We start from the raw sequence: 6,734 nt of genomic DNA on the forward strand, positions 1-6,734 counted from the left end.
TGGTACGTCGATGCCCTGAGCGACGACGAGCAGTATGGACTGACGCTGATCGCCATGCTCGGCAGCGTCTTCTCGCCCTACTATGCCTGGTCGCGTCAGCGCGGCAACGCCGATCCGCTCGATCACTGCGCGCTCAACGTCGCGCTCTACGGACGCCGGGGCAAGCGCTGGGCCATGACCGAGCGTGGACGCGCGGCCTTGCAACGCGATCAAACCAATCTGGTCATCGGCCCCAGCCATGTGCATTGGGAAGGCGACGCCCTGGTCATCGACATCGACGAGATCAGCACACCCATTCCCTCGCGTCTGCGCGGCAAGGTGCGCGTCCATCCGACCGGGATCAATGGGCGTGACTTCGCGCTCGATGCCGCCGGGCGTCATCGCTGGTGGCCGATCGCGCCGCTGGCACGGGTCGAGGTCGACTTCACGCATCCCGGTCTGAGCTGGAAGGGCGCGGGTTATCTGGACTCCAACCGGGGTTCGGAACCCGTGGAACGGGCGTTTCAGGGCTGGGACTGGTCGCGCGCCGAACTGAAGCACGAGGCGGCGATCCTCTATGACACCCGCGCGCGGGACGATCAGGGCGCACATTTGGCGCTGCGCTTCGATGCCAATGCCGAGGTCGATGAGTTCGCGCTACCGCCGCGCACGCCGCTGCCGACGACCGGCGTCTGGCGCATCGAGCGCGGGATTCAGTGCGAGGCGGGCGATGAGCCGCGAGTGGTCGCGACGCTGGAGGATACGCCCTTCTACGCGCGCTCGGTGGTCGAGACGCGGCTCTTGGGACGACGCGCCACCTCGGTCCACGAGAGCCTGTGTCTGGACCGGTTCAGCACGCAATGGGTGAAGTTGTTGCTGCCGTTCCGCATGCCCCGCGTCAAACGCTGAGGCCGTGCACGACAGTCCGCAAAAGGCGGCCGAGCGGATTCAAGCTCCCCCACTCGGCCACCAACGACCTCAGAGGCCATCGGCCTCCAAGTCCAGTTGCACGACTCGACGCGAACGCCGACGCCGCACGGGCGACCTGGCACGCTGGATCTCGATCAACCGGTTCGCGGACCGGTAGTCGTGACGCAGTTTCAAGATCACCCCGCCACAGAGTACGAGCAACACCCCGGAGACGATCATCAGTACGTCGATCGCTCCAATGATGCAGGCGCTGCCGATGACGACGGCGGAGTAAGGCAGCCCCTCATAGAGTGGCGTCGGTAGCCACATATCGATTCCCAGGTTTCCCAGGCATGGAAACCTCGATTTCATTTCGTAAACGATCAGGATGCGACCGAATCGGGAGTCGAATGAGACCCCGATCAGACGCGGTTCGCGCAGACTCAGGGATCAGCGAACACTCAAGGCAGCGCGCTCACGTTCCTCGAGTTGCTGAAACAATTCCAGTACCCAAATCACACGTTCGCCGACGCCTGTCGGAGTGCGTTGCGGTGTCTCGGCGACCACGGCTTCGACGAGGAAACGTGTTTCCTCCAGCGCGGGTGCATTGACGGGACGCGCACTCACGACCGCGCGGCCCAGGATGGGCGCGAGCAGTTGCAGCTTGCGCGGCGCCGGCACCACGGCACGTTGCGAGATCGAGTCCAGCCCCTGGCGCTCGACCTGACGCCCGATCTCGGCATAGAGATAGCGCGCGGCATTGATCCCGGCGCGACAGCCGAGCGGCAGACCGGCGATCCCGGCATCCGAGCGCTGATAGAGTTCGTCGGCGGTCTGGAGCAGACGTCGCACCACCGAGGCAATCGCCTCGTTGAACACCGGATTCTTCAGCCACTCATCAGGATCGACGCCGGCCTCGCGCACCCAGGACAACGGCAGATAGATGCGCCCATTACGCGCGTCCTCGCCGACGTCGCGGCAGATGTTGGTGATCTGCATCGCCACGCCCAGATCACAGGCGCGCGCGACCATTTCTTCCGAACGCGCACCCATCAGCGCCGCCATCATGGCCCCGACCGTACCGGCGACGCGCGCCGAATAGTCGTAGACCCCGGACAGATCCTCGTAGCGCCGCCCCTCGGCATCCCACTCGAAGCCCTCGAACAGCGCCTCCAGCAATCGCTTGGGGATGGCGAAGTCGCGCACCACGTCGGCCAGAGCGCGGTCGATCGGATCGTCGATCGGCGTGCCGGCATAGAGCCGGTCGAGCCGGTCGTTGAGCATCTCCAGCGCCTCGGCCTGGAGTGCCGGATCGTCGCCGACGCAATCGATGGCGTCATCGGCGATGCGGCAGAAGGCATAGAGCGCCATCGCCGGGTCACGGAAGCGCGCCGGCAGCAGGAAGGAGGCGGCATAGAACGACCGCGAGCCGCAGCGCAACAGCTCGCGACAGGCGGCGATGTCGGCCGCCGTCGCATGCGTCTTCTTGGTGTAATTATGATCAGACGAAAGTTGAGGCATCGGGCACCACCCTGTCGAGGACTCGCGCGGAAGAGATGACACCAGGCACACCCGCGCCCGGATGCGTCCCCGCGCCGACCAGATAAAGATGTTCCACCTCTTCGCTCTTGTTGTGCGGGCGGAACCACGCACTCTGCATCAAGATGGGTTCGAGACTGAAGCCGGCGCCCAGATGCGAATTCAAGCGGTGCTTGAAGTCCAGGGGCGTCGTGACGAGCGAGGTCGCGATCCGATCCTCCAGTCCGGGCAGGATCGAATCGCTCAGATACTTGGCGATCCGGGCGCGATAGGGTTCGGCCTGGGTCTCCCAATCGACATCGCCGCCGAGATGCGGCACCGGCGCCAGGGCGTAGAAGGCATCGCAACCCTCGGGCGCCAGACTCGGATCGGTCGCCGTCGGACGGTACAGATAGAGACTGAAGTCCTCGGCGAGCGTCTTGCGCTTGAAGATGTCCTGGATCAGCCCCTTGTAACGCGGGCCGAGCAGGATCGTATGATGCTTGACGTCCGGATACTGGCGCTTGGTGCCGAAGTACCAGACGAACAGCCCATTGGAGAAGTGCGAGCGCTCGATCTTGCGATCGGTCCAGCGCTTGCGCGGATGCTCGGCCATCAGCTTGCCGTAGGTGGTCGCCGGATCGACGTCGGAGACGACCACGTCGGCGGCGATCTCCTCGCCCGAAGCCAGACGCACGCCTGTGGCCTTGCCGTTTCGGGTCAGGATGCGCTCGACCTCGGCGTTGTAGCGGATCTCGGTGCCCTGCCCCTCGACCAGATTCACCAGGCCCTTGACCACGGCGCCGGTACCGCCCATCGCCGAATGCACGCCCCACTTGCGCTCCAGGAAGGAGATGAGGACATAGATCGAGGTGACGGTGAAGGGATTGCCGCCGATCAGCAGCGGATGGAAGGACAGCACCTGGCGGATGAAGGGATCCTTGATATAGCTCGACACCATGCCGTAGACGGTGCGATAGCTCTGGAGCATCGCCATGTCCGGCACGATGCGCAGCATGTCGGTCAGGTTCGTGAAGGGCACATGGGCCAGATCCTCGAAGCCGACCTTGAACACCTTCTCGCTCATGGTCATGAAGCGGTCATAGCCTGCAACGTCTTCCGGCGAATACTGGGCGATCTGCGCCTTGACCTTGTCGGCGTCGCCGCTGTAGTCGAAGACCCGACCGTCGTCGAAACGGATGCGATAGAAGGGGTCCATCAGGCGCAGATCGACGTCGTCTGCGAAACACCGGCCACCGAGTTCCCACAGCTCTTCCAAGAGGAAGGGCGCGGTGATGATGGTCGGACCGGCGTCGAACGAAAAGCCGTCACGCTGATGGACATAGGCCCGACCGCCGGGGGCGTCGAGCTTTTCGAGCACCGTTACGCGGAAGCCGCGCGCGGCGAGCCGCACGGCGGCGGCTAAACCGCCGAAACCGCTGCCGATGACGACCGCGTGGGCCTGACCTCGACCTTGAGCACTACCAGGAACATGCGAAGCCGCGACTGTCAAGTTCGTTTACCTGCCTTACTGTCAAGATAGGTTGACAGTATAGCAAGATCGGCTCCGAGTCATCCCCTGGGATTAGTCGGAAATTCAACGGTTCTTCGTCGTCTGGAGCAGGCCCAGACACTCGCCGATCCCACGCACGATCTCGGCGACCTCATGCGGCTTTTCTTCGTGCGCCAGATGGCCCAATCCCGGCAGATCGAACAGCTTGGCGTCCGGGCGCAGTTTGGCACGCACCCGATGCGCTTCACGCGGTGAGACGGTCGTATCCTGATCACCGACGATCAGGAAGAAAGGCGTATCCAGGTTCGGCAGGCCCTGTTCGATCAGGTTCAGATCCCAGTTGGCCATCATCGACAGCGAGGCCCGCACATGCGACGGATGCCGGATCAAGCGCTGATAGAGATCCACACCCGCCTGATCCAGGGTCGAGCCGGTGCTGTCGATCAGCCCTTCGATGACACGACGGTTGCGCGCCCGCAAGGCGAAGGCGCGTGAGACCAGCGAATTGGTGGCGAAGAGCTTGGCGGCGGGCGAGAACAGACGCCCGGGCAGACCGCGCCAAGGCAGCAGCGCGCCATTGAGGCTGATGAGTCCGCGCGGCGCGATCCGGCCTTCCAGACGCGCACGGATCAGAATGGCCGCGCCTGCCGAATGTCCAAGCACCAGATCCGGCTGGACACCCAATGTCTCCACGAGAGAACCGACAAGACCCGCCATACCCGGAAGCGACATCCGCTCATAGGGCGGCGCGCTCGTGAAACCATGCCCCGGAAGATCCGGTGCGATGAGGGTGAAGTGTTCGGCCAGAATGGGCGCGAAATCACGCCAGGAGTGAGTCGCCGCACCCGTACCGTGCAGCATCAACAACACCGGCCCCTGCCCCATCCGCTGCACATGCCAGCGCAATCCGCCCGCCGAGAGGAATTCGCTCGACGCGCGGTTCGGCCAATCCCGACCATCCGACTCCCAATTCGGTCCAGCATTCACGCTCATGGTTCTCACTCGATCAACCGGAAACAGAGGCATTGTAACCTCTGTCCGGAACGATCGATAAAGACTGTCTCAAGCGCGTTTTGGGTTGGGTGGTCGCGCCTCAGACTTCGATCTGTAGACGCACCTTCTTCATGGCGTTCTTCTCGATCTGGCGGATACGCTCGGCTGAAACCCCGAACTTCTCGGCCAGTTCATGCAGAGTCTGCTTCTTTTCCGACAGCCAGCGCTCGAAGAGGATGGTCTTGCTCCGATCGTCCAAGTCTTCGAGAGCGGCATAGAGGCGCTCACGCTGATCGCGATCCGTGTCTTCATGCTCCAGCAGCCGCGACGGCTCCATGCGCACGTCGGGCAGATAGGTCGAGGGCGCGGCCGGCGAGTCGTCGTCATCGTCCTCGAGTCCGTCGAAAGACAGATCCTGATTGGACAGCCGCGATTCCATCTGGAGCACCACCTCGGGCTTGACCCCGAGATCCGCTGCTACCTCGTCGACTTCCTGCTTGGTCAGCCAGCCGAGACGCTTCTTGGAACTGCGCAGATTGAAGAACAGTTTGCGCTGTGCCTTGGTGGTCGCCACCTTGACGATGCGCCAGTTGCGCAGGATGTATTCGTGGATCTCAGCGCGAATCCAGTGCACGGCGAAGGACACCAAACGCACGCCCATGTCGGGTTCGAAGCGGCGCACCGCCTTCATCAAGCCGACCGTGCCCTCCTGGATCAGATCGGGCAACGGCAGACCATAGCCCAGATAACCGCGCGCGATCCGGATCACGAAGCGCAGATGTGAAGTCACCAGACGCTTGGCGGCCTCCATGTCGTTCTGGTCGCGTAGACGCACCGCCAACGAGCGCTCTTCCTCAGGAGTCAGAACAGGAATCTGGTAGGCACTGTTGATGTACGCCTCGATCGTACCGGTCGGCAGTATGGAGAAGTCTTTGGCCATGGCGAGATACCTGTAGTCAGTTAGACGATGATTTATCCTAGCATTTAAGTCAGGATTTTCCCATCACTTTTGACAGGGTTTTTCAGGGAAGCACCTACTTGATGTTGAGTAAAACTCTAGGTGTTTCGCGGATCTCGCGCAAGAGGCGAAGCGACGATTAGAGATCGTATGTTTCGATGGAAATCATCGTCGAAACTGATCGACGACAAAAAGGCGCGTAAAACAAAACCCCCGCCACTGTTGGGTGGAAGGGGTTTTGAGGGGAGAGGGCCCTGGCGGTGCCCTAGGTTCGCATGGGGAGGCCCCACACTAGGATCGGCGAAGACTTGTTTCACGTCTGAGTTCGGGACGGGATCAGGTGGTTCCAGGTCTCTATGGCCGCCAGGGAAAGGGTGGGAGCGTCGGTATGGAGGCCGACGATCCGCGAAACGGTGAGAGCGTAAGGGTAACGCACTTGGGTGTTATATGGTCAAGCCGCACGGTCGATTAGTACGGGTTAGCTGCACGTGTTACCACGCTTCCACATCCCGCCTATCCACGTCGTGGTCTTCAACGGACCTTTAGGGGCATCGCGTGCCCAGGGAGATCTCATCTTGGGAGGGGCTTCCCGCTTAGATGCTTTCAGCGGTTATCCCGTCCGTACATAGCTACCCGGCAATGCTTCTGGCGAAACAACCGGAACACCAGGGGTACGTCCACTCCGGTCCTCTCGTACTAGGAGCAGCTTCCCTCAAATCTCCAACGCCCACGGCAGATAGGGACCGAACTGTCTCACGACGTTCTAAACCCAGCTCGCGTACCACTTTAAATGGCGAACAGCCATACCCTTGGGACCGACTTCAGCCCCAGGATGTGATGAGCCGACATCGAGGTGCCAAACAC

The 6,734-nt window shown here is 62.2% G+C and carries 6 protein-coding genes and 2 rRNA genes (1 of these 8 cut by a window edge); 1 reads left to right on the forward strand and 7 read right to left on the reverse strand.

Going from position 1 to position 6,734, the window contains the following annotated elements; translation table 11 throughout:
• The first annotated feature begins 54 nt into the window (after positions 1–54).
• Positions 55–888 (forward strand): carotenoid 1,2-hydratase, encoded by an 834-nt coding sequence (locus tag Atep_RS12995; RefSeq protein ID WP_236786214.1) that lies wholly within the window; start codon positions 55–57, stop codon positions 886–888.
• Positions 889–957: 69 nt separating this feature from the next.
• Here the strand turns inward: Atep_RS12995 and Atep_RS13000 are convergent, their stop codons facing one another.
• The 7 genes from Atep_RS13000 to Atep_RS13030 form a co-directional block, all read right to left on the reverse strand.
• The gene (locus Atep_RS13000) at positions 958–1,218 is read right to left on the reverse strand and encodes a hypothetical protein (protein ID WP_213378906.1); all 261 of its coding nucleotides are present in this window, start codon (positions 1,216–1,218) and stop codon (positions 958–960) included.
• A gap of 120 nt (positions 1,219–1,338) precedes the next feature.
• Positions 1,339–2,409: a phytoene/squalene synthase family protein gene (locus Atep_RS13005; protein ID WP_213378907.1), complete on the reverse strand. Its 1,071-nt coding sequence runs from the start codon at positions 2,407–2,409 to the stop codon at positions 1,339–1,341.
• Entirely contained in the window at positions 2,390–3,919 is a 1,530-nt protein-coding gene (locus Atep_RS13010; protein WP_213378908.1) for a phytoene desaturase, read from the reverse strand. The genes Atep_RS13005 and Atep_RS13010 overlap by 20 nt, the downstream gene beginning before the upstream one ends.
• 84 nt (positions 3,920–4,003) lie before the next feature.
• Complete coding sequence (gene bchO / locus Atep_RS13015) at positions 4,004–4,912, reverse strand: alpha/beta fold hydrolase BchO (RefSeq protein WP_213378909.1); 909 nt, start codon at positions 4,910–4,912, stop codon at positions 4,004–4,006.
• A 100-nt stretch (positions 4,913–5,012) separates the two neighbouring features.
• Positions 5,013–5,852 carry an RNA polymerase sigma factor RpoH gene (rpoH, locus tag Atep_RS13020; protein ID WP_213378910.1) on the reverse strand — a complete coding sequence of 280 codons (840 nt, stop codon included), beginning with the start codon at positions 5,850–5,852 and terminating at the stop codon, positions 5,013–5,015.
• A gap of 270 nt (positions 5,853–6,122) precedes the next feature.
• Positions 6,123–6,238, reverse strand: a 5S ribosomal RNA gene (gene rrf, locus Atep_RS13025).
• 79 nt (positions 6,239–6,317) lie between these two features.
• A 23S ribosomal RNA gene (locus Atep_RS13030) occupies positions 6,318–6,734 on the reverse strand; it runs 2,476 nt beyond the window's last position.

The organism is Allochromatium tepidum (genome assembly GCF_018409545.1).
Classification (GTDB): Bacteria; Pseudomonadota; Gammaproteobacteria; order Chromatiales; family Chromatiaceae; genus Thermochromatium; species Thermochromatium tepidum_A.